This is a genomic window from Terriglobia bacterium, assembly GCA_020072815.1.
GTDB lineage: Bacteria > Acidobacteriota > Terriglobia > Terriglobales > Acidobacteriaceae > Angelobacter.
Genome location: JAIQGE010000001.1, coordinates 155,777 through 177,803, shown reverse-complemented (window position 1 = coordinate 177,803; position 22,027 = coordinate 155,777). Strand labels below are relative to the sequence as shown.

Below are 22,027 nucleotides of genomic sequence, written 5' to 3'. Positions count from 1 at the left end.
GGCAAGAAGCTGGGAGATTGCATGAGGCAAAAGTCCTTATTCGGAAAGTGCGTTTTTGCTGTGGCGGCCGTGGTTACGCTGTTGGCCATCTCGCTGGCCGCTCCACAAGAGAAGACCGCGAAAGCCAAGCCAGACGCCGGCAGCAAGCCGGCCATCAGCGGCCCCATCCTCGGCTTTACCGCAGGCTCCGCCGCGCGCGAATGGAAAATCGAACAGGATTTTCTCCGCATCCCCACCGCCGAGCGCACGCGCCAGTGGCACCGCTACTTCACCCAGGAGCCCCATCCCGCGGCGTCAGACCGCAACAACGAACTGGCGGCCTACATCGCCGCGCAATGGACGGTGCAAGGCTGGGAAAATGTTGCTCTGCGCAAGTATGACGTTCTGCATTCCGCGCCGCGCCAGGTTTCCCTGGAGATGGTGGCGCCGGTCCAATACAAAGCCAGTTTGCGCGAAGACCCGTATGACGCCGATCCGGACACGAAAAATCCCCGCGTGTCGGCGGCGTATCTGGGGTATTCGGCTTCCGGCGACGTGACAGCCGAAGTCGTGTACGCGCACAGCGGCAACCCCGACGACTACGATCTTCTGCGCAAGAACGGTATTGAAGTAAAAGGCAAGATCGTCCTGGTGCGCTACTCCAATCCGTATAGCTATCGCGGATTCAAAGCGCTCACCGCGGAGCGCGAAGGCGCAGCGGCCATGCTGGTCTATTCTGATCCGGCGGAAGACGGCTTGGCCAAAGGCAAAGTTTTCCCTGATGGGCCGTGGGGGCCGGAGAGCCACATACAGCGCGGCGCCGTCACCTATGACTTCATCGTCCCCGGCGATCCCACCACGCCTGGATGGGCGTCCGTCCCCGGGGCCAAGCGCATCAAGCCGGAAGACGCGCGCTCGCTGCCAAAAATTATTGCCCTGCCGCTTTCCTGGCGCGATGCCAAGCCGCTGCTGGAAAACATGAACGGCCCGGAAGCGCCCAAAGAGTGGCAGGGCGCGCTGCCGATTACGTACCGCCTGAGCGGCGGCGTGCGGGCCCACGTGAAAGTGGACATGGATACCAGCATCCAGCCGTACACGGTGGTGGAAGCGCGCATCCGCGGCAGCGAGTTGCCGGACGAATGGGTGCTCATGGGCAACCATCGCGATGCATGGGCCTTTGGCGGCATTGATCCTTCCAGCGGCACTGCGTCCATGATGGAGCTTTCCCGCGCGCTGGGCGAGATGAAGAAAAAGGGCTGGCGCCCGCGGCGCACGCTGGTGATTGCCAGTTGGGACGGCGAGGAATACGCGCTCACCGGATCCACCGAGTGGGGCGAACAGTTCAGCGGCGAACTGGAGAAAAAGCTGGTCGCGTATCTGAACGTGGATTCGTCCGCGTCCGGGCCGGGCAATCGCGGTACCGGAAACGAATTCGCCGACTTCCACTCTGACGCCGTCGCTTCACTGGCGCCCATGATCGTGGAAGCCACGCACACCATCCAAATCCCCTCCGGTGAAACGCTGTACGAACGATGGAAGCAAACCCGGCAGCAGGAAGAAAAGTCTGACAAGCCGCTGACGGATGCTGAGCTGGTGAACACGCGCATCGGCTCAGGATCAGACCACACGGTGTTCCTCAACCATCTGGGCCGGCCTACCGTGGGACTGGAGTTTGACGGCAAGTACGGCGTTTACCATTCCATGTATGACAACCACTACTGGGTGGAACATTTTGGCGATCCCGGCTATCAATATCACCTGATCATCACCCGCCTGTGGGGGACGCTGGCGCTGCGCCTGGCGAACGCCGATGTATTGCCGTTTGATTTCGCTTCTTATGCTGCCAACATCCGCAAGTTCGTGGACGACCTGGACAAGAACAGCAAAGTGCAGCCCAACGTGGACCTGGCGTCGCTCTATGCAGACATCAATGAGTTTGAGAAAGCGGGCGGAGAACTGAATGCGGCGGTTGCGCGGTTGTTGTCAGACAAATCTTTGTACGAAGCCGCACGCAAGGCCCAAATCGCCTCCCTTAACCGGACAATCATGGACGTGGAATCGAACTGGCTTACGCCGGAGGGAATCCCCGGACGCCCGTGGTTCAAGCATCTTCTTTATGCCGCGCGCTATACCTACGCGCATTTGGAACTTCCCGGGCTGACCGAAGCCGCCGAGAAGGGTGATTGGAAGGTGGCGAAAGAACAGCAGGCGCTGCTGGAAGCGGCCATCAAGAAGAACACGCAGCTGCTCAGGGCGTCAGTGGCGGAAATAGAAAGAGCGAAGTAAGACGATCGGCCCGACATAGCCAGGTGGAAAAGGGAAGCCGGGCAGGCCTCTCTCGTGAAGGGCCCGCCCGGACTGATGGTTACTTGACCTTTACCGGCAGCGCGTTGGAACTTGCTGCCTTGTAATTTGCGTCGCCGCTGTATTGCGCTCTGATCGAGTGCGATCCCACGGTCAACGAAGCTGTTGTGAAGCTGGCTGAACCATTGCTCACCGGAATTGGGCCTGATATGGCTGTGGTCCCGTCGAAGAACACCACGGTCCCAGTTGCGCTGGCCGGAGTGATTGTGGCGATGAAGGTCACTGGCTGGCCGGGCTTAAGGGCGGTAGTGCTCTCCCCACGTTCCAGATCCACTTGCGTTGGGGCCTTAGCGACGTTCTGAACAAGCGCAGTGGAGACAGCCCCGTTAAAGCTCCCATCGCCGCCATATTGGGCGGTGATCGAATGAGTTCCGGCCGTCAAAGCTGAGGTGCTAAAGCTCGCCGTCCCGCCAACCAGGGGTACGTTTCCGGACATGGCAACAGGTCCATCAAAGAAGACCACGGTCCCAGTTGCGGAGGCTGGCGTGACCCTGGCTGTGAAAGTCAGCGGAGCGCCAAAGACAGAAGGATTGGTTCCTGAACTCAGGACGAGAGTGATGGCGGCATTTGCTTTCGGGCTGTTGACGATCTGGGTTAACGCCGGGGACGCGGCTGCGTTGAAATTAGCGTCCCCGCTATATTGCGCAGTGATGGAGTGGGTCCCCGCCGGGAGTGACGAGATAGTCAGACTCGCCGATCCGGCAACCAAAGGTACGTCGCTGGAAATGGGTGTGGCGCCGTCAAAGAAGGCTACGCTTCCCGTAGCTGAAGCGGGCGCGACGCTTGCCGTGAAAGTAAGAGAATCTCCCACCAGGGCAGGATTCGTCCCCGCCGTGAGGGTGAGGGCGACGCTTGCGTTGACCCTGGTCACAGTTTGAATCAGTACGGGGCTCACGGAGGCGCTGAGTTTGTTGTCGCCCGTGTATCGCGCGGTAATGGAATGTGTTCCCAGCAAGAGGCCCGGCGTACTAAACGATGCCGAGCCGTTGTTCAGCTGGATAGCGCCCGAGACCGGCGTGGTTCCATCAAAGAACATGACCGCTCCAGTCGCCGTGCCCGGGGTTACCGTGGCGGTAAAGGTCAGGCTATCGCCGACGATAGATGGATTAGAACCTGTGGTTAAGGTGACGGCCAGGCTGCTGGCGGAGGGGCGCGGCAGCACGGGATTGTTCCGTTGGTTTTGCAGCATGAACGGCCAGTCGTTATTGGCATCGGCAAAGCCGGCATGCGTATCGAGCACGGTAACCACGCCAGGGATGGTGGAGCCGCCGGAAAGCTGGTAGGCCACGGCAATGTCGGTGGTCCCGTTCTGGTCAAAGTCCATGAGGGCCGGGGCCGGATACAGAAATGGCGAAAAGCCATTTGGTCCGGTGAGTTCCCAGCTTTTCATGATCGTGCCGTCCCTGCGGACCGCCAAAATCTTTGGGCCGCCCAAGGTGACATCAAAACGTGAGGTTACGATTTCAGGGAAGCCGTCTCCATCCACGTCACCAATCACCACCGCGCCAAATCCGATGAACCCGGATTGCAACGGCCACGCGCCAGGGAACAGCGTGCCGTCGCTGTTGAAGACATAAATCGCGGCATCGCGTGACAGCACGATCTCTTCATGACCGTCGCGATTGAAGTCAGCAACCGCCAGGAATGACTGGGTGAACTGCTGGTTGGAAAGGGAAACGTCTATCGGCCAGCCCGGGCGCTCCGTTCCATCGGGCTGAAAAACGTGAAGCAGGACCTGCGGCCCGTTGTAATTCACCAGGATGGTTTCGAGTTTGCCATTGTGGTCCAGGTCCGCGGCCACCATGGCAAAGGGAATGCCTGTCAGGACTGGAGCATTGAAAGTTTTTGGCGTGCCATCATGGTTGAACAAGCGCAAGGCGTAGTCGGCTTGAGTAAGTCCCTCCTGCACCATTATTTCTTTTGCCCCATCGCCGTCAAAATCACCCGCCATGATGCGTGTGTGATTGAACCAGTTCTTAAGATCATTCTGGTCCTGTACCTGGATGGGGAACCCGGGGGCCTGCTGGCCGTTTGGCTGCCATGCATAAACATAGGCAGTGTTGGTGGGGTAGTTATTTCCGATCACAATGGTTTCGAGGTTGAAGTCGCTATTCAGGTCTTCCAGCAGCAGAGGGTTTTTGGTGAAATCAACGTCAATTCCGGGGTTCAAAATGTCGAAGCTGCTGTCGGGATGAATCACGCGGATTACGTTGAAATCGGGCATGACGGCTTCATCGCCGGGGAGACCGTCAATGTTGCCGACTGACGGCTGGTGGAAGCTACCGAACTGGTCAAGGTTGGTTTTCTGAAAGGACCCGTCCAGATTGAATACCCATGAAGCGGCCAGGGTAGTGCCTTGGTTGGGACTCTCCATTACCAGCCGAGTGGTACCGTCAGCGTTCCGGGCGGGCACCACCCCCGAATTGAAGTAGGGTCCCAGATCAACAAACACCGGCCAGCCGATGGACAGCAGGTCGGGCTCCAGGTAGACGGTGGTTGAGGCCTGCTCGAACGTACCACCATTCACTGTAAGCACGATGTTGTAATAACCGGCCTGTGTGATGGACGAAGTGTCCCAGGTTGCCAGCGTTGAGCCGGCCAAAGGTGAAAGCCCGTCGCCGGTGAGAGTAATGCCGGTGTTCTGCAAGCCACCTACGCCATCCTGCCGCGACCACTGCACCGTGAAATTAGAGAAGCCCGGCATGGTGGCCGTGCCTACAATCGGCAACTGGAAGCCTGGTTTGAAAGTGGACGTAGGCACGGGGCTGGTGATTGCAACCAGGACCAGCGTGAACTGCGTACGGTCAGTGAAGCCGGCGCCATTGGTATTGAACGCTGTGAGCCGGATGGTATAAGTGCCGTCGAAAAGGCCAAGGCTGACTGGATCCAGAATGCCCAGCGTCCCTGAAACTGGAGTGACGCTGGAAAAGAACTGATTGAAGAAGAAGGGCTGTGTTCCAAATCCATATTCCAGAACGTAGTTGGAGAAGCCCGCGCCCTGCGCAAAGCCATTGATGGTAATGGGACCGCCCGGGCCGCCAGGGAACTGAAGCCCAGTGATGCGGGCCTCAAGCGGGTTGGTCACGGCCACAGCCGCCGCGGCGTTAAGTCTGCCGGCCCCGAACCGGGAATCGAAATCAACGGGGGTTGCGGACGAGCGAATGACTTGCCGCACCTGTTCCGTTGAATAAGCAGGGTTCTGCGACAGAGAGAGTGCAGCAACACCGGCAACGTGAGGCGCGGCCATGCTCGTACCGTCCAGCCGGATATAACCGTCAGCCACCTGGGGGCCCAGAAATGTGAATGCAGCTTGCAATGAGAGGATGTCCACACCGGGAGCGGTGACGTCAATCTTGGGACCAAAATTTGAGAAAAAGGCAAAGTTGCCGAAAGGATCAGATGCAGCTACGGTGATGGCTTCCGGTGAATTCGCGGGAAAGAAATTCATAGCGTCTTCGCTCGAATTTCCCGCCGCAGCGACAAAGACCACACCCAGTCCGGTGGCAAACTGAATCGCTTCTTCAATGGACTCGGACGTGCCCTGGCCGCCCCACGATGCGTTGATAACGTCCGCGCCATTGCTGGCCGCGTACATGATGGCCGGCGCCAGGGTAAAGTCGAACCCGAACCCGTTATCGTCCAGGCCTTTTACCGCCATGACGCGGGCGTGCCAGGCAACACCGATGATGCCAATGCCGTTGTCGCCTACAGCGGCGATAGTGCCCGCTACGTGGGTCCCGTGCCCGTTATGGTCGATTGGGTCGTTGTCGCCGAAGAAGAAATTCCAGCCGCGGACATCGTCAATGAACCCGTTGCCGTCGTCATCAAAGAAGTTTCCATCGATCTCATTTGGGTTGGTCCATACATTAGCGGCCAGGTCAGGATGGTTGTAGTCAATTCCGGTATCGACTACCGCTACCACGATCCCATCGCCGGTGGCCGTGTCCCAGGCAGCAGGTGCGCCGATGGCAAACAAGCCCCAAAGGTCAGGGTAAGGCTGCCCCCAGGAGCCACTTGTACTGAGGAATGGATCGTTGGTCACCAGCTTGCTGGAGTATGTGTGTTCAGGTTCAGCAAACTCGATATCAGGATCAGCTTTCAGCCGCTGCACAGCCTGTGCTTTTTGATCTGCAGAGATGGCGCCGAATTCCAGAATGTACGTCCGCGAAAGTTCCGGAAGGGCTACTGGATGCGGATGCCGTCGCGCCCGGGCGGCAAAGCGCTGGCGGATGTGTTCCGCGAACTGGGCATCCGACCATCCGTGCTTCTTCTTGAGCTGGACAATCTCGGGATACATGGGCGAAAGCTGGCGCGCTGCATACCGGCCGATAAAGTTCTGCACGCGCGCATTCCGGGCCTGACCGGCAGGGATGTGCATTTGCCGGGGTGGCATGGCCGCCGGGAATTCCGCTTCGGCTTCCTGGGCCAGAGCCGGCCTAAGTTTCACGATGATTCGTTCCGATTGCGGTGCCGGCAGTGGAGTAGGCGCTTGCGCCTGCGCTTGCGCCACGTACGTTACCGCGAGCAGCACGCAGAATACGATACGGCGAAGGGCCATTCCTGATGTTGATCTATGGCGTTTGTTTAGGCTGGACGATAGCTTGCTGGAGGATGTGAGCTGAAAAGCCGAAGGCATGAGCATTCCTCTTGCGTTGGAAATATCGGAGACGGTGGGAATTGTAGTTCACAAACAGATTATTTGTGTCTGCAAACTATAATGATGGCAGGATAGCTAATAGTTACCTAGGTTGCTGCTCTAAAATCGATACTAGTATATATGGAAAAGCTAGCTAGATAGGAGTTTTACACTAGATTCAACTATCCAGCCATTAACCCACATGGGGGAGAATCTGGGATTTTCGCAGTATTAAGGCGGTCGCTGCCAGCGCTGGTTGAGCCGGACGACTGAGCAGCGACCGTGCCTTGAGCATGTAAAACCGTTTGTCCGGCAGCTAACCGTGAATAGAGCACAGGCACAGGGTGGGCCTTGTGCGGGCCGGGGGCTCCGTCAACTACTTGCTCGCCAGATTATTGCGTCAGTTCGTACCCGGCAAAGAAATAGCTCAGCTCAAATCGCGCGGTGTCGTCGGCATCAGAGCCGTGGATGGCGTTGTGCTCAATGTTGTCCGCCCACTTCTTGCGGATGGTGCCCGCTTCGGCGTTGGCCGGGTTGGTGGCGCCCATCAGCTTGCGCAGGTCGGCGATGGCGTTGTTCTTTTCCAACGCCAGCACCACGATGGGCCCGCTGGACATGAACGTGGTGAGCGAATCAAAGAAGGGCCGGCTGGCGTGCACCGCGTAAAAGCCTTCCGCCTGGTGCTTGCTGATCTCCAGCATCTTCATGCCGATGATGCGGAAGCCCTTCTCCTGGATCATGTGGATGATGTCGCCGGTGGCGCCTTTGGCCACGGCGTCCGGTTTAACGATTGAAAAAGTGCGTTGCAAAGTTTCCATGTACGGTTGGTTTCTCCTGAGTTGATGCGTCAAGACGCAGGCTTTCCGCGTCGCTGGACGTCGCAATAGCAACGTCACCGCCGGCGTTACTTTGCCGGCTTGATTCCTGAATGATCGAACAACGTCTGCGCGATCACCGCCGGCGACTTGGCCACGGCAATACCCGCCGCTTCCAACGCCTTGATTTTTTCTGCTGCCGTGCCGTGCCCGCCGGAGATGATCGCGCCCGCGTGGCCCATGCGGCGTCCCGGAGGCGCGGTTTGCCCGGCGATAAACGCCGTCACCGGCTTCTTTACATTTTTCTTGATGTAGTCCGCGGCGTTCTCTTCCGCGTTACCGCCGATTTCGCCAATCATAATGATGGCTTCGGTCTCCGGGTCGGCGTTGAACAGCGTGAGCGCGTCAATAAAGTTGGTGCCGATAATTGGGTCGCCGCCAATGCCGATGGCCGTGGATTGTCCCACGCCGCGCGTGGTGAGCTGGTACACCGCTTCATAGGTCAGCGTGCCGGAGCGGGAAACAATGCCCACGTTGCCTTCCTTATGAATGTGGCCGGGCATGATGCCGATCTTGCACTTGCCCGGCGAGATGATGCCCGGGCAGTTCGGCCCGATCAGCCGCGACTTGCCTTTGATCTGCAGATATTCATAGGCGCGCACCATGTCCAGGACCGGAACGCCTTCGGTGATGCAGACGATCAACGGGATCTCGGCGTCCACGGCTTCCATGATGGCGTCGGCGGCGAACGGCGGCGGGACGAAGATGACGGTGGCGTTGGCCCCGGTCTTTTCTTTGGCCTCCTGCACGGTGTTGAACACCGGCCAGCCTTCATGCGTGGCGCCGCCCTTGCCCGGCGTGACGCCGCCTACAACGTTGGTGCCGTATGCGGCCGCGCCCTTGGCGTGGAAAGTGCCTTCACGTCCGGTGATGCCCTGGACGATGAGGCGAGTGGATTTGTTGACTAGGACGGCCATCTTTATTCTTGTCGCTCCGCTCCAAACCGCAAATCAGTTTCGTTATTGAGTCAGATTCTTCAGCGCTTGGTACAGCCGGCTCGGCGCGCGAGTCGGCCTCGCCGGGCTAAGATCATCGCCCTGCTGCGGCCACAACTTTCTCCGCTGCGTCTTTCATCGTCTCCGCCACCTGGAAGTTCAGCCCGGAGTTCTTCAGGATCTCGCGGCCTTGCTCCACGTTGGTGCCTTCCAGGCGCAGGACCAGAGGCAGCTTCAGGTTGGTGGCTTTCGCGGCTTCCACCACACCCTGGGCGAGCATGTCCACGCGCAGGATGCCGCCGAAGATATTAATAAGGATGGCCTTCACGTGGGGGTCGCTGAGCAGGATTTCAAAGGCGTGGCGAATCTGTTCGGCGTTAGCGCCGCCGCCCACGTCCAGGAAGTTGGCCGGAGAGCCACCCGCGTACTTGACGATGTCCATGGTCGCCATGGCCAGCCCCGCGCCGTTGACCATGCAGGCAATGTTGCCATCCAGCTTGATGTAGTTCAGGCTGTACTTGGAGGCTTCCACTTCCAGCGGGTCTTCTTCGTTGATGTCGCGCAGCTCGCGCAGGTCTTTGTGGCGGAAGAGCGCGTTGTCGTCAAAGTTGACTTTGGCGTCCAGTGCAAAGAGACGGCCGTCCGCGGTGGTGATGAACGGGTTGATCTCGCACAGCGAACAATCTGTATCCACAAACGCCCGGTACAGTCCGGTCATGAACTTTACGGCGTCATTGATCTGTTCCGGCTTCAGGCCCAGGCCGAACGCCAGTTTGCGCGCGTGGTAGGGCTGGAAACCGGTGACCGGATCAATGGCTTCCTTCAAGATGGCCTTGGGATCTTTGGCCGCGACTTCTTCAATTTCCATGCCGCCGGAAGCTGACGCCATGAATACCGGGCGCGCGGTGGCGCGGTCCACCACAATGCCCAGGTAGAGTTCGCGCTCAATGGGCAGCGTCTCTTCAATCAGCAGCCGCTGTACGATCTTGCCTTCGGGGCCGGTCTGGTGCGTGACCAAGCGCATACCCAGGATCTTGTCCGACCAGCTCTTGGCTTCGTCCAGGGTCTTGGCGACTTTGACACCGCCGCCCTTGCCGCGTCCGCCGGCGTGGATCTGGGCTTTCACCACCACGCCTTTGGCGCCGGAGTCGAAAAGCTTCTTGGCTGCGATCTCCGCTTCTTCGCGGGTCAACGCCATCTCGCCGCGCGGCGTGGGCACGCCGTATTTGGCAAGGATGGTTTTGGCCTGATACTCGTGAATCTTCATGATAGGTTCTGCTTGAGGCGCTGGAATGCTGGCGGCAAACCAGTGATTTTATAGGATCGCCGTGATCGCACGCAATCGCCGACATCGCCGAGATCGGAACTGCGGCGCATATTGTTGATGGAGAGCACTCCCGATTCCGGCGATGACGTGCGATTCCAGCGATCACGGCGATTTCCTTGACCTTGCCTGATAAGCTAGTCGTCAGCCGTTCATCGCCATGATTACTGACGCCATCCACAAAATCGCGAACCACCGCATCTCGCTCAGCCGCGAAGAGGCGCGCCAGGTCATGTCGCAAATCCTTACCGGCCAAGCCACGGACGTGCAGATTGCCGCGCTGCTGGTGGCGCTGCATATGAAGGGCGAGACGGTGGAAGAGATCGTGGGCTTTGCGGAGGCCATGCGCGCCGCGGCCACGCCCATCACCCACGCGGACGGCACGGCGCTGGACGTGAGCGACACCGGGCGCGAGGCGCTGGTGGACACCTGCGGCACCGGCGGCGACGCCAGCGATACCTTCAACATCTCCACGGCCTGCGCGCTGGCCATCGCCGGCGCCGGAGTGCGCGTGGCCAAGCACGGCAACCGCGGCATCACGTCCAAATGCGGATCGGCGGACGTGATGGAAGCCCTGGGCGTGAAGATTGACATTCCTCCGGCGCGCATTGCCGAATGCCTGCGCGAAGTGGGCATCGCGTTCATGTTTGCCCCGGCCATGCACACGGCCACCAGGTACGTGCAGACGGCGCGGCGCGAACTGCGTCCGCTGCGCAGCGTCTTCAACCTGCTGGGGCCGCTGACCAATCCTGCCGGCGCATCGGCGCAAGTAGTGGGCGTGTATTCCGCTGACCTGGTGGAGAAGCTGGCCACCGCGCTGAAGATGCTGGGACTGAATCGCGCGCTGGTGGTGCACGGGGCGGACGGCCTGGACGAAATCTCCATCAGCGGGCCGACGAAGATCGGTGAAGTCCGCGGCGAGTGGGTGCGCGTGTATGAAGTCACGCCCGCCCAGTTTGGCCTCAAGACCGCGCCGCTCAGCGCCATCACCGGCGGCGATCTCCATGTGAATGCTGAGATCATCCGCAAGATCCTTGCCGGCGAAAAATCTCCGCGCCGCGATATTGTGCTCATGAATGCTGCGGCCGCCCTGGTCGCCGCAGGCAAAGCCGACTCGCTGGCGGAAGCCATGCCCCTGGCAGCCCAGTCTATTGACTCCGGCGCCGCGCGCAAGAAACTGGATGCGCTGGCGGAGTTTACGAATCGTTAATTCTGTCGCTTCGCTCCAAACCGCCGACGGAAATTACAATCTTGAGAAATCCTTCTGCGCTTGCGGCAAGCCGCTCGGCACGCAAGCCGGCCTCGCGGCTCAATTTGTTAACCACCGTAGTTTCTCGCTTCGCTCCCAACCGCTCGGGTTCTCAACTCCTGCCGAGATTTTCTGGCTCCCGAAACACCCGTCTCGGCGCGCAAGTCGGCCTCGACGGGGATTAGCCTAGAAAGAACCTTCTTACTATCCCAGCATCCATCGCTGAACTTCCCATTCACTATCCCCAACGCTACAATCAAAGTCCCAACGTTCGAACCGAGGTCCCCCATGTCCTTGTCTCTAAGCCGGCGCGCGGCGCTTACCGTGCAATCTGAAATTCGCGTGATGTCCCTGGAGTGCGAGAAGGTCAAGGGCATCAACCTGGCCCAGGGCGTTTGCGATACGGAAGTTCCTGAGCCGGTGCGCACTGCGGCCAAGCGAGCGATTGACGGCGGCATCAATAGTTACACGCGCGCGGAAGGCCTGGCGCCGATCCGCGAGGCCATCGCGGAGAAGATGCGCCGCTTCAACGGCATTGAGTGCGACCCGGAGACGGAAGTCATCGCCCACTCAGGGGCCACGGGCGCTTTTTACGCGAGCTGCCTGGCGCTGCTCAATCCCGGCGACGAGGTCATTCTGTTTGAACCTTATTATGGCTATCATTTCAACACGTTGATCGCGGTGGAGGCGGTTCCGGCGTTTGTCACTCTGCAGGCGCCGGACTGGAAGTTTTCGCCGGCCGACCTGGAGCGCGCCGTTACGCCGCGCACGCGGGCCATCATGATCAACACCCCGGCGAATCCTTCCGGCAAAGTCTTCACCCGCGAAGAGCTGGAATGGATTGCCGCCTTCGCCATCAAGCATGACCTGTTCGTGTTTACCGACGAAATCTACGAATACTTCATCTACGAAGGCCGCCACATCAGCCCGGCTACGCTGCCCGGCATGTGGGAGCGGACCATCACCATTTCCGGCTACTCCAAGACGTTCGCGATCACCGGCTGGCGGGTGGGCTATACCATCTGCCATCGCAAGTGGGCGCAGGCCATGGCGTATTTTCATGACCTGGTTTACGTGTGCGCGCCGGCGCCGCTGCAGATAGGCGTGGCGGAAGGCATCCGCCAACTGCCCGAAAGTTTCTACCAGGAGATTTCGCGGGAATACGTGCAGAAGCGCGATTTGCTGTGCGGCGTGCTGAAGGAAGTTGGGCTGACGCCGTCTGTCCCCAAGGGCGCGTATTACGTGCTGGCCGACGCCAGCATTCTTGGCGGCAAAACGAGTAAGGAAAAATCCATGACGCTTCTGCGCGAAACCGGGGTGGCCAGCGTGGCCGGCAGCGCGTTCTATCACGGCTCCGGCGGCGAGGACCTGATCCGCTTCTGCTTCGCCAAGACTGACGCAGAGCTGCAGGAAGCATGCAAACGGCTGCGGAGGCTGTCCTCTTCCATTAGTCTCGAGCGGAGAGAGGGGTCCGTATCGAGACGATAGAGCATTTGGCCGCGAAATGAGCACGAACATTAAGGATAAATTCGCGCAGCTTCGCGTTCATTAGCGGCCAGTTTCCCTCCCCTTCCTCCTTTCCTGCATGTCCAATTGCTTTGCGCACTTATTTAGGACGATGAACTAGTTCGCGCTCGCCATAGCGAATAAAACACGTTACAATAGAAGGATTTTGCAAATCGCAGAAATGAGCTCGAGCAGGCTGCAAGGAAAATCGATGAGGCAAAGCAGGAAGTCGCAGGATCGTACCCGAAGGGCAGAAAGTTTGCAGAATCATCAGGTTACAAGGAAAGATAACTCATGAGTTAATACTTGGGTGACCGTTGGGTCGAATGGAATAACTCCTTTGTTTTGCAATAGGAGTGAAAGGGGGAGGGTGGGGTAGGGATTTGCAAAGTGGTTATCAATCAAATAGTTAGCAGCAAGTCAATCGGGAATCTCCTGGGATGATTCGTGTAACGCCTTTAGATTCCTAGTTGAAGGGGAAGGGTAGGGGAGTTGGGTTTGAATATAATCGAGACAATGAACTTCTCTGAACTGCTGCGTGGTACCGGCGTCGCCCACAGCGGAGGTGAGGTACAAGTTGCCGGGTTGGACTACAACTCCCGCCGCGTTCAGCCGGGATGGGTCTTCGTGGCCATGTACGGCGACAGCACCAACGGCAATCGCTTCATTGACGCGGCTCTGGAAAACGGCGCGGTGGCCGTGGTCACCGATTCCAAACACGAACATCATCGCGCGCATGTCCCCTGGGCGGTGGTCATGGACGGGCGGCAGGCCCTGGCGAGGATGAGCGCGAACTTTTACGGGCGTCCGGCGGAGAAGCTGAAGACCATCGGCATCACCGGCACCAACGGCAAGACCACCACCAGTTTTCTGTGCGAGTCCATCCTGCGGCACTGCGGCATGAGTTCCGCGCTGATCGGCACGATTGAATATCACGTCGCGGGACGAGTTCTGCCTGCTCCGCACACCACGCCAGAAGCCCTGGAGCTCAACCAGATTTTTGCCGAAGCCGTGAGCGCCGGGGCCACCCACGCGGTGATGGAAGTCTCTTCGCACGCGCTGGTCCAGGGACGCGTATGGGGCATTCCGTATGAAGTTGCGGTGTTCACCAACCTGACGCGCGACCACCTGGACTATCACCAGGACATGCAGAGCTATTTTGAGGCCAAGAACATCCTCTTCAACGGCTGCGGCTCCGCGCCGCCGAAGACCGCCGTCATCAACGTGGACGACGAATATGGCATTCAACTGGCGCAGACCAGAAAGAGCGCCAACGAACGCGTGATTCTGTACGGAATCCAAAGCGGCGACTTCCGCGCCCTGGACATCAACTTGCAGCAGGACGGGACGACGTTCGAGCTCATCACGCCGACCGGCAGCAGGAAGATGGAGACAGCGTTGATCGGCGGCATCAACGTGTACAACACGCTGGCTGCGGCCGCGGCGACTTACGCCTGCGGTTGCTCGCTGGAGCAGATTGCTGAAGCGGTGCGCCAGTTCAAACAGGTGCCGGGGCGGTTTGAAAAAGTGGATTGCGGCCAGCCCTTTGCGGTGATTGTGGATTACGCGCATACGGACGATGCGCTGCGCAACCTTACGCGCGTGGCCCGCGAGTTTGTCCGGCGTGGTGTTGGGACGGGGCGAGTGATCACGGTGTTCGGCTGCGGCGGTGATCGTGATCGCAGCAAGCGTCCGCTGATGGGCCTGGCCGCCGCGCAGGGAAGCGACTTTGTGGTGCTTACGTCAGACAACCCGCGCAGCGAGGATCCGCAGCACATCATCGCTGACGCGCTGACCGGACTGCAGAAGACCACCACCCGTTATTCGGTAGAACCGGACCGCGCTAAAGCCATCCGTCTGGCGCTAATTGAGGCCATGTCCGGCGACATGGTGCTGATTGCCGGAAAAGGACACGAGAAAGTGCAGATCACGCGCGAAGGTGTATTCCCCTTCGATGATGTCCAAGTGGCGCGGCAGGCATTAGAACATTTGGGGTACATGGCTTGTTCGGGAGGGCCAAAATGAAGCTGCCGCTGTGGCGGATCGCGGAATTCACCGGCGCCAAAGGCGAATTTGAGCAGGACGCGGTGGCCATGGGCTACTCCATTGATTCGCGCACGCTGAACGCGGGCGATCTGTTCATCGCCCTGGCCGGCGAACACTTTGACGGCCATGACTACGTGCAGGCGGCGCTGGACAAAGGCGCGGTGGCGGCTATCGTCAAAGCAGACAGCCAGGCGGAAAAGAAAACTGAAGCTGGTCCCCGCCTAATGTATGTGGATGACACGCTGAAGGCGTTGCAGTCCCTGGGGGCCGCGGTACGCCGCTTGTGGGGAAAGCCGCTGCTGGCGGTGACCGGATCGGCCGGCAAGACCACGACCAAAGAAGTTCTGGCCCACCTGCTGGCCACGCGCTTTCGCGTGCTCAAAAGCACCGGCAACCTGAACAACCACATCGGCCTGCCGCTGCAGTTGCTGAAACTGGAAGCCGAGCATGATGTCGGCGTGGTGGAAATGGGCATGAACCACGCCGGCGAGATCCGCGCTCTGGGCGCGCTGGCGCAGCATGACATGGCGGTGGTCACCTGCGTGGCGCCGGTGCACTTGGAGGCGTTTGACTCCATTGCCGGGATCGCGCGCGCCAAGTACGAAATCATAGAGACCCTGCATCCCGGTGGCGTCGCCGTCCTGAACGCTGACGATGAATACGTCAGCCAGTTCGGACGGGACTTCAAAGGCAAGGTGGTGACGTTTGGAATCAAGAAGGCGGCTGATGTTTCCGCACAAAACATAAAACTCAACGGCGTTTCGGGATCCACGTTTGAATTGGTGGTGGGCAGCGTGCGCGAATCCGTCAACCTGCCTTTGGTGGGTGAGCACAACATCTACAACGCCCTGGCTGGAGCGGCGGCGGCGCTGGAGCGCGGCATACCTCCGTCAGAAGCGGCTGAGGCCATGGCTTCTCTGCGGCCCGGCGACAAGCGCGGTCAAGTCCTGGAAATCCGCGGCGCCACCATTCTGAATGACTGCTATAACTCCAACCCGAAAGCGCTCAATTCGATGATTGACGCGCTGGCCGGAATCAAGGCCGAACGCCGTATCCTGGTCGCCGGCGAGATGCTGGAACTGGGGCCGCTGGCCGAAGAACTGCACCGTGAGTCCGGGCAGCATGCGGCGAAAATGAAGATTGATCTGGTGCTGGGGGTGCGCGGCTTGGCCAAAGCGCTGGCGGAAGCCGCGTGCGGCGGCGGCGTCCAGGCCCAGTTTCTGGAAACTCCGGAACAAGCCGGCGAAGTGCTGGCCCGGCTGCTCAGGCCTGGCGACGCCGTCCTGCTGAAAGCTTCGCGCGGCGTGAAACTGGAGCGCGCGTTGGAAGTGTTGCAACAGAAGGTTCGGGGGGGCAGTATTTAGTACTGAGTATTTAGTATTTAGAGACAACACTGATCTCGGAGGCAGGATGAGGAATTACCGAGACTTGCAGGTTTGGAACAAGGCCCACAGTCTGACGTTGGAGTTGACTTCGCGAGCAACGCAACCAAGCTGAGCGAGGTGCGCAAAATGCTCACCTCATTTTTGAGCAGTGTTGAGGAACAGATCGAGCTAAGAGCGAGAGCGGCTGACTAACTACTAAGTACTAAATACTGCCTGCGGAGGAATATTGCTTTACTGGCTCCTTTATCAACGGTTGTTTGCGCATTTTCCTCCGTTTCGCATTTTCAGGTACGTCACGTTTCGCACCGCGTTTGCCAGCCTCACCGCTTTGTTCATGGGGTTGATTATCGGCCCGGCGATTATCCGGCGGCTGCGCGAGTTCCAGATCGGCCAGTACATCCGCGAAGAAGGCCCCAAGGCCCACCAGAAAAAAGCCGGCACTCCGACCATGGGCGGCGTGCTGATTACCGTGGCCATCGTGATTCCCACGCTGCTTTGGGCCGACCTTTCCAACATCTATATATGGTTGGCGATTTTCTCCACCGTGGCCTTCGGCGCCATCGGATTTGCCGACGACTATCTTAAGGTCGCGAACAGACGCAATCTCGGTCTCACCGGAAAGATGAAGCTGTTGCTGCAGTTTCTGGCGGCCGGCGTGGTGGGCGTGGTGCTGGTGTATCTCACGGCCAAGCGGCAATACTCTACGCACCTGATGGTCCCGTTCTTCAAGCAGGTGCGGCCGGACCTGGTGATAGACAGCCTGCGCCACTATCCGCATCTTTGGTTTCTGGCGTTCGCGCCGTTTGTGGTTTTTGTCATGCTGGTGCTGGTGGGCTCCAGCAACGCCGTTAACCTCACCGACGGGCTTGACGGCCTGGCCATCGGCTGCACGGTGATTGCCACCGGCGCGCTTACCGTGCTCACGTACTTGAGCGGTCATGCCGTGTTCTCAGAGTACCTGGAACTGCAGAAGATGCCGCAGGTGGCGGAGCTGACGGTCTTCTGCGGGGCCATGGTGGGGTCCAGCATCGGCTTTCTCTGGTACAACGCGCACCCCGCGGAAATTTTTATGGGTGACGTGGGCTCGCTGGCGCTGGGCGGGGCCATCGGCACGGTGGCCGTCATCATCAAGCAGGAATTGCTGCTGCCGTTTGTGGGCGGGATCTTTGTGATTGAAGCGCTGTCAGTGATCCTGCAGGTGGGATCGTACAAGCTGCGCAAGAAGCGCATCTTCAAGATGGCGCCGATCCACCATCACTTTGAACTGCAGGGGTGGTCGGAATCCAAGATCATTATTCGTTTCTGGATTCTGGCGCTGATCTTTGCTCTGTTCGCGCTGACCACGTTGAAATTGCGCTAATGCCGCGATGGTGCGCGACGAGTAAACGGGTTCGAGTGGGAAACAGGTTCGCGGCACACTCATTCGTGTCACAATGGGAACCGGCATGGAGTTGAAGAACAAACGGGTCTTGGTGGTTGGGCTGGGCCGTTCCGGCGTGGCTGCGGCATTCTTTTTGCAGGAACGCGGCGCCAAGGTCACCGTTTCTGACGCCAAGAGTGACGTCCAGTTGCAAACTGAAATTGCCGCGCTGCTGGACCGCGGCGTCTCTATTGAAACCGGGCGCCACGGCGAGCGCACCTTCCGCGACCAGGACCTGATCGTGGTGAGCCCGGGCGTTCCCACGGACCAGCCGAACTTGCAGCACGCGCGCACCCTGGGCATTCCGGTGATCGGCGAAGTTGAACTGGCGTTCCGCTTCCTGCAAGGCAAGGTGATCGCGATTACCGGCTCCAACGGCAAGACCACCACGACTACTTTGGTGGGCGAAATCCTGGCCAAAAGCGGGAAGAAGACGCTGGTGGGCGGCAACATCGGTACGCCGGTGATATCTCTTGCCGGAAAATCTTCGCCGGACGCGCTGGTCGTCCTGGAGATTTCCAGCTTTCAGTTGGAGACGATTGAGCAGTTTCGTCCTTGGATCGCGGCCGTCCTCAATATCACGCCTGACCATCTGGACCGCCACCACACTTTTCAGGCGTACGCGGACGCCAAGGCACGCATCTTTGAAAACCAGCGCCCAGGCGCTGGGGAAAACCAGAGTTCTGGCGATTTCGCCGTGCTCAATGCCGACGATCCCGCGTGCGTCGCGCTGAAAGGCAAAATCAAGAGCTCGCTGTTGTGGTTCAGCCGCAAGCAGCCTGTCGAAAACGGAGCGTACCTCAAGGGCGACGACATCATCTTCCGGCAAAATGGTAAAGACCAAACCGTCCTGACGCGAGCGGACATTCATCTAAAAGGCGCGCACAATCTGGAGAACGTGCTGGCCGCGGTGGCCATGGGCATGGTTGCCGGATGCGGGCCGCAGCAGGTGCGCCAGGCCGTCAGCGACTTCCGCGCGGTGGAACACCGTCTGGAACTGGTGACCACCATCAACGGCGTCGCGTTTTACAACGATTCCAAAGCCACCAACGTGGATGCCACGGTGAAAGCGCTGGAGTCGTTCCCGGGAAACATCCACATTATTCTTGGCGGCAAAGACAAAGGCAGCGACTACACGGTGCTTGTCGCCTTGCTGCGCGAGCGTGCGCGGCGAGCGTATTTGATCGGCGCCGCCGCGGAGAAGATTGCTTCGCAGATCCAGGGGGCCACGCCCATCGAACGTTCCGGCACGCTGGAGCGGGCGGTGCGCCAGGCTTTTGAGGCCGCCAAGCCGGGCGACGTAGTGCTGCTGGCTCCCGCGTGCGCCAGCTTTGACCAGTTTGAAAACTACGAACAGCGCGGACGCATCTTCAAGGAGTTGGTGATGGCGCTGGCTCCGGTGACGACGGGAGACAGAAGCTAGTGGCCAGACGAGTAGGCATAGATAAATGGCTGTTTGCGGCGACCCTCTTGCTGACCGGCGTGGGCGTGGTGATGGTGTTCAGCGCGTCGGCGGTGCTGGCCGGAGAGCGTTTTGGTTCGCCGTACCATTTTGTGGTTCGCCAACTCGGCTGGGCGCTGGCCGGACTGGCCGCCATGGCCGTGCTGATGCGCGTGGACTATCGCCGCTGGAAGCATCCCGGCGTGGTCTTCACGTTTCTCGGCCTGACTACGCTGTTGCTGGTGGCCGTGCTCTTTCTGGACCGCACGCACAACACACATCGCTGGATTCGCATGGGCGCGTTCTCGTTTCAGCCGTCGGAGTTGGCCAAGCCCGCGCTCATCCTGTTTCTGGCGTTTTTTCTGGAAGGCCGCCTCAAATCCATGGACGACTGGCGGCACACTCTGTTGCCGGTTGCTGTTCCGGTGGCGCTGTTTGCGGCGCTCATCATCCGGCAGCCTGATCTGGGCACGGCCTTGGTTTGCATGGGCGTCACCGCGGCCATTCTCTATGCCGCCGGCATGCGCATCCGCTACTTTGTTTACGCTCTGGTGCCGATCGTTCCCGCGGTGCTCTATTTGATCGTGTTTGTGCCCTGGCGATGGAAGCGTATCATCGCGTTCCTGTTTCCTGACCGTGATCCTCAAGGCGCCGGCTTCCATATCAACCAATCGCTCATTGCCGTGGGGACCGGGGGCATCACCGGCCTTGGATTGATGGAAGGCCGCCAGAAACTTTTCTACCTGCCCGAGCCGCACACCGACTTCATCTACGCCGTCACCGCGGAAGAGCTGGGAATGGTGGGCGCAGTGTTCGTTGCGTTGCTGTTTGCGGTGTTTGCCTGGCGCGGGTTTCGTGCCGCCATGCGCTCGCGCGACCCGTTTGCCCGCTTCCTGGCCGTGGGCATTACGACGATGGTGGTGGCCCAGGCCTTTTTTAACATCAGCGTGGTGCTGGCCCTGCTGCCGACCAAAGGCATTCCGCTGCCGTTCATTTCTTATGGCGGGTCATCGCTGTTTGTGATGCTGGCCAGCGTGGGCGTGTTGCTGAACGTCACGCAACAGGCGGAATAAAGGCCCGGAGCAGAGTCTGCGTCCGGGCCTGTTTGAACAAGCGGTTAGAAGTCGTACGTCAATCCGAGGGAGAGCCCTCTGTGCGTCAAGCCGGTGAAGGAATTGCCCGCAGCGTCCTGGCGATCCACAACGGCCCCGTGGCCGTTGGCCCCCAGATCGTAGTGGGCGCCCTGATGGTTCATCTGCTGCGCATATACGAAGTACGCTGACGTCCTCTTGTCCGGGAAGCGGTGTTTGAAGCCCAGGTCAATCAGGTTGGCCTCGTTGTCAATCGGCCCGGCCAGGTTGATCAGGGTTCCGGGTTGGTTGATCTGCCCGCCAGGATCGCCGGGCGTCTTGCCGGCATGGGCCCAGCCGAAATTGAGGTCGTCATTCGGCGTGAACCCTTGCGTGACCGACAGCCAGGTGGCCGTTGGCCGCGAGCGCTCGTTGAAGGCCCCCACGGCTGGCGCGTAGCGCTTCAGCTTTTCGTAGACGAAATTCGCTGTCGTCCGCGATTTTTTCAAGTTGTACTGCCCGCCGATTTTCCATGCGCTTTCGTCGGCGATGCCTACCGATCCCGCCGGCGGCACACCGGGGACTGAGGATCCGCCCTCGTCGGCCGCGCGATTGACTTTGGCGTGGTGTTCGTAAGCGGTGAAAGCGTAGAGCGGGCCTTTGTTATAGGTAAGAGAGGCGCTCAGCAGGTTGCCGAAGCCACCGTCGGTGCAGGGGCCGTCATTGCCGCCGGTGCAGTTGGGTTCGGCGCGCGCCAGGATGCTGTTGTCGTCAGTGCGGTTCTGTCCGGGTGAGAACTGAACGGCGGCATTGAAGTCTTTGAAAAACTTCGGCGACTCATACCACAGCGAATGCGGCACACGGGTGTTGAACTCTGAGCGATTGTCGCCGCCGCTGTTGCCCATGATGCTGCGGCTGTCGCCGATGGAATTGATGAACGGGTCCACCCTAGCCGATGCCCTTTTGTAAGGCGCATCTTGTTTGCCCATCTTGATGGCGCCCCAGTCGCCCTGCAGCCCGACGTAGGTATCGCGCGAGCCCAGGCCCTGCTTGACTTGCGCGTCCGTGGTTGGGCCGGGCGTGGCCGTGAAGGCCACTTCAGTTTCAATCTGGAAAACTCCGTTCAGGTTGTGGGTGAGCTTGCGCGAGCCGCGCACGCCAAAGTAAGACAGGTTGCTGGAAAGCTGCGCCAGCCACCCATTGTTGCCGACTGCGCCAAAGCGGTTGGCCAGACCATTGTCCACGTAGTCGAAGGACACGTCAGCGTGGCCATAGATCTGGACTTCACCGCCGCCGACGGAAAACTTGAGCTCGGGGCCGGATTTCTGGGCGTTGCCGTCTTTCTTTTCGCCCTTCTCGCCCGACTCCTGGCCGGAAGCAGCGGCGGTTGCTGGTGCGGCGGCCGTGGCCGGTTGCACCAAGGTGGCATCCACCACGCGGGCGGCGCCCGGGGCGGCATCCTGCGATTTGGCTGAAACCAGTTGCTGCACCATGGTTTTCAGTTGCTCAATGGTTTGGCGCTGCGCCGCCACTTCCTGGCGCAGTTGGTCCACTTCGTCCCGGCTTGCGGCTGAGGGCGATGAGGAGGCGGTGGTAGCGGGGGCCGACGTACTCTGAGGATAGGCGACGGCGCCGAGCATGATGAAAAGTAAAACGAGCAGTAGACACTTTGTTGGTGAACGCATTTTTTATTCTCCGGGTTTGATCTGACAAGCGCGGCCCGTCCGCACACTGGCGGCGGGAAAGCGTGCAGCGCCTGGTCGAACTCAAAATGGGGCCCTGCGAGGGGATTGAAAT

The 22,027-nt window shown here is 59.7% G+C and carries 13 protein-coding genes; 8 read left to right on the top strand and 5 right to left on the bottom strand.

Annotated features, from left to right (window positions below):
• Nucleotides 1-21: 21 nt before the first annotated feature.
• Nucleotides 22-2,265: a M28 family metallopeptidase gene (locus LAO20_00685; protein MBZ5529919.1), complete on the top strand. Its 2,244-nt coding sequence runs from the start codon at nt 22-24 to the stop codon at nt 2,263-2,265.
• A gap of 79 nt (nt 2,266-2,344) precedes the next feature.
• On the opposite strand, the gene LAO20_00680 is transcribed toward LAO20_00685, so the two are convergent.
• The 4 genes from LAO20_00680 to sucC form a co-directional block, all read right to left on the bottom strand.
• Nucleotides 2,345-6,901, bottom strand: coding sequence for an Ig-like domain repeat protein (locus LAO20_00680; GenBank protein MBZ5529918.1), 4,557 nt, complete (start codon nt 6,899-6,901; stop codon nt 2,345-2,347).
• Nucleotides 6,902-7,371: 470 nt separating this feature from the next.
• Nucleotides 7,372-7,797, bottom strand: coding sequence for a nucleoside-diphosphate kinase (gene ndk, locus LAO20_00675; protein ID MBZ5529917.1), 426 nt, complete (start codon nt 7,795-7,797; stop codon nt 7,372-7,374).
• A gap of 86 nt (nt 7,798-7,883) precedes the next feature.
• Nucleotides 7,884-8,771 (bottom strand): succinate--CoA ligase subunit alpha, encoded by an 888-nt coding sequence (sucD, locus tag LAO20_00670; protein MBZ5529916.1) that lies wholly within the window; start codon nt 8,769-8,771, stop codon nt 7,884-7,886.
• Nucleotides 8,772-8,883: 112 nt separating this feature from the next.
• The gene (gene sucC / locus LAO20_00665; protein ID MBZ5529915.1) at nt 8,884-10,056 is read right to left on the bottom strand and encodes an ADP-forming succinate--CoA ligase subunit beta; all 1,173 of its coding nucleotides are present in this window, start codon (nt 10,054-10,056) and stop codon (nt 8,884-8,886) included.
• Between the two features lie 217 nt (nt 10,057-10,273).
• Here sucC and trpD point away from each other — a divergent pair, with 217 nt between their 5' ends.
• From trpD to ftsW, 7 genes are all read left to right on the top strand, one after another.
• Nucleotides 10,274-11,323: an anthranilate phosphoribosyltransferase gene (gene trpD, locus LAO20_00660; protein MBZ5529914.1), complete on the top strand. Its 1,050-nt coding sequence runs from the start codon at nt 10,274-10,276 to the stop codon at nt 11,321-11,323.
• 327 nt (nt 11,324-11,650) lie between these two features.
• Nucleotides 11,651-12,850, top strand: coding sequence for a pyridoxal phosphate-dependent aminotransferase (locus tag LAO20_00655; protein MBZ5529913.1), 1,200 nt, complete (start codon nt 11,651-11,653; stop codon nt 12,848-12,850).
• Between the two features lie 534 nt (nt 12,851-13,384).
• Nucleotides 13,385-14,893 (top strand): UDP-N-acetylmuramoyl-L-alanyl-D-glutamate--2,6-diaminopimelate ligase, encoded by a 1,509-nt coding sequence (locus LAO20_00650; GenBank protein MBZ5529912.1) that lies wholly within the window; start codon nt 13,385-13,387, stop codon nt 14,891-14,893.
• Nucleotides 14,890-16,278: a UDP-N-acetylmuramoyl-tripeptide--D-alanyl-D-alanine ligase gene (gene murF, locus LAO20_00645; GenBank protein ID MBZ5529911.1), complete on the top strand. Its 1,389-nt coding sequence runs from the start codon at nt 14,890-14,892 to the stop codon at nt 16,276-16,278. The genes LAO20_00650 and murF overlap by 4 nt, the downstream gene beginning before the upstream one ends.
• Before the next feature lie 247 nt (nt 16,279-16,525).
• The gene (mraY, locus tag LAO20_00640; GenBank protein MBZ5529910.1) at nt 16,526-17,659 is read left to right on the top strand and encodes a phospho-N-acetylmuramoyl-pentapeptide-transferase; all 1,134 of its coding nucleotides are present in this window, start codon (nt 16,526-16,528) and stop codon (nt 17,657-17,659) included.
• A gap of 85 nt (nt 17,660-17,744) precedes the next feature.
• Entirely contained in the window at nt 17,745-19,142 is a 1,398-nt protein-coding gene (murD, locus tag LAO20_00635; protein MBZ5529909.1) for a UDP-N-acetylmuramoyl-L-alanine--D-glutamate ligase, read from the top strand.
• On the top strand, nt 19,142-20,233 hold the full coding sequence (ftsW, locus tag LAO20_00630; GenBank protein ID MBZ5529908.1) for a putative lipid II flippase FtsW: 1,092 nt from the start codon (nt 19,142-19,144) through the stop codon (nt 20,231-20,233). Before murD ends, ftsW begins: the two co-directional genes overlap by 1 nt.
• Before the next feature lie 44 nt (nt 20,234-20,277).
• Here ftsW and LAO20_00625 read toward each other — a convergent pair whose 3' ends face one another.
• A complete protein-coding gene (locus tag LAO20_00625; GenBank protein MBZ5529907.1) occupies nt 20,278-21,915 on the bottom strand; it encodes a porin in 1,638 nt (545 codons plus the stop codon).
• Between the last annotated feature and the right edge of the window lie 112 nt (nt 21,916-22,027).

Coding starts and splice junctions, on each gene's coding strand:
- LAO20_00685 (MBZ5529919.1), top strand. CDS start 22: ATGAGGCAAAAGTCCTTATTCGGAAAGTGCGTTTTTGCTGTGGCGGCC.
- LAO20_00680 (MBZ5529918.1), bottom strand. CDS start 6,901: ATGGCCCTTCGCCGTATCGTATTCTGCGTGCTGCTCGCGGTAACGTAC.
- ndk (MBZ5529917.1), bottom strand. CDS start 7,797: ATGGAAACTTTGCAACGCACTTTTTCAATCGTTAAACCGGACGCCGTG.
- sucD (MBZ5529916.1), bottom strand. CDS start 8,771: ATGGCCGTCCTAGTCAACAAATCCACTCGCCTCATCGTCCAGGGCATC.
- sucC (MBZ5529915.1), bottom strand. CDS start 10,056: ATGAAGATTCACGAGTATCAGGCCAAAACCATCCTTGCCAAATACGGC.
- trpD (MBZ5529914.1), top strand. CDS start 10,274: ATGATTACTGACGCCATCCACAAAATCGCGAACCACCGCATCTCGCTC.
- LAO20_00655 (MBZ5529913.1), top strand. CDS start 11,651: ATGTCCTTGTCTCTAAGCCGGCGCGCGGCGCTTACCGTGCAATCTGAA.
- LAO20_00650 (MBZ5529912.1), top strand. CDS start 13,385: ATGAACTTCTCTGAACTGCTGCGTGGTACCGGCGTCGCCCACAGCGGA.
- murF (MBZ5529911.1), top strand. CDS start 14,890: ATGAAGCTGCCGCTGTGGCGGATCGCGGAATTCACCGGCGCCAAAGGC.
- murD (MBZ5529909.1), top strand. CDS start 17,745: ATGGAGTTGAAGAACAAACGGGTCTTGGTGGTTGGGCTGGGCCGTTCC.
- LAO20_00625 (MBZ5529907.1), bottom strand. CDS start 21,915: ATGCGTTCACCAACAAAGTGTCTACTGCTCGTTTTACTTTTCATCATG.